This window comes from Amycolatopsis sp. SID8362, assembly GCF_010550475.1.
Lineage (GTDB): Bacteria > Actinomycetota > Actinomycetes > Mycobacteriales > Pseudonocardiaceae > Amycolatopsis > Amycolatopsis eburnea.
Genome location: NZ_JAAGNB010000368.1, coordinates 1 through 1,172, shown reverse-complemented (window position 1 = coordinate 1,172; position 1,172 = coordinate 1). Strand labels below are relative to the sequence as shown.

Genomic DNA, 1,172 nt, shown 5'->3' with positions numbered 1-1,172 from the left:
CGCGTGGCGGGCCCGTGCCGAGGTCCCGGCGCTGCTGCGCGGACTGGTCCGGACCTCTTCGCGGCGGGCCGTGCGCGACGGCGTCCCGGCCGGGCCGGGGCTGGCGGAACGGCTGGCGGGCCTGCCGGAAGCCGAGCAGCTCCGCGTCGTCGACGACGTGGTGCGCGCGCAGGTGGCGGCCGTGCTCGGCTACGCGTCGGGCAACGCCGTCGAGGCCGGGCGCGGGTTCCTCGACCTCGGTTTCGACTCGCTGACCGCGCTGGAGCTGCGCAACCGGCTCAACGCGGTGACCGGGCTGCGGCTGCCCGCCACGCTGATCTTCGACTACCCGAACCCGGACGCGCTCACCAAGCACCTGTGCGCCGAACTGCCCGCGGACGGGGCGAAGGCCGCGCTGCCCGTCCACGCGGAACTGGACCGGCTGGCCGCGGTGCTCGCCGCGACCGAACCCGGCGCGGGCGAGCGCGACCTGATCACCGAGCGCCTGCGCGGGCTGCTGGCCCGCTGGACCGCGACCGACGACCGCCGGGACGAACCCGGCACGGAACTGGCCGACGCCACCGCCGAGGAGATCTTCGACCTCCTCGACGACGAACTGGGGATGTCCTGATGTCGAACGAACAGAAGCTCCTGGACTACCTCAAGCGCGCCACGGCCGATCTGCGCGAGGCGCGGCGGCGGCTGAAGGAGAACGAGGACCGCGCGCAGGAGCCGGTCGCCATCGTCGGCATGAGCTGCCGGTTCCCCGGCGGCGTCCGCACCCCCGAACAGCTGTGGGACCTGCTGGCCGCGGGCGAGGACGCGGTCGGCGCGTTCCCGGCCGATCGCGGCTGGGACCTCGAAGCGCTCTACGACGAGGACCCCGGCAGCGCGGGCACCAGCTACACGCGGGAAGGCGCTTTCCTCGCCGACGCGGCCGACTTCGACGCCGGCTTCTTCGGCATTTCCCCGCGGGAAGCGCTCGCCATGGACCCGCAGCAGCGGTTGCTCCTGGAAGTGTCGTGGGAGGTGCTGGAGCGGGCGGGTATCGACCCGACGTCGGTGCGCGGCGAGAAGGTCGGCGTCTACGCGGGCGTGATGTACCAGGACTACGCGGCCCGGCTGCTGCTCGCGCCCGACGTCTTCGCGGAGTTCGAGGCCTACCTCGGCAACGGCAGCGCGGGCAGCGTCGC

2 protein-coding genes are annotated in these 1,172 nt (G+C 73.9%); both read left to right on the top strand.

Features of this window, described 5'->3' with window-relative positions; translation table 11 throughout:
* On the top strand, positions 1-610 hold a 610-nt coding region (locus G3I65_RS11960; protein WP_239071075.1), incomplete at its 5' end, for a phosphopantetheine-binding protein.
* Positions 610-1,172, top strand: a 563-nt coding sequence (locus G3I65_RS11955; protein WP_275940149.1) for a beta-ketoacyl synthase N-terminal-like domain-containing protein, incomplete at its 3' end; no start/stop codon positions are given. The genes G3I65_RS11960 and G3I65_RS11955, both read left to right, overlap by 1 nt.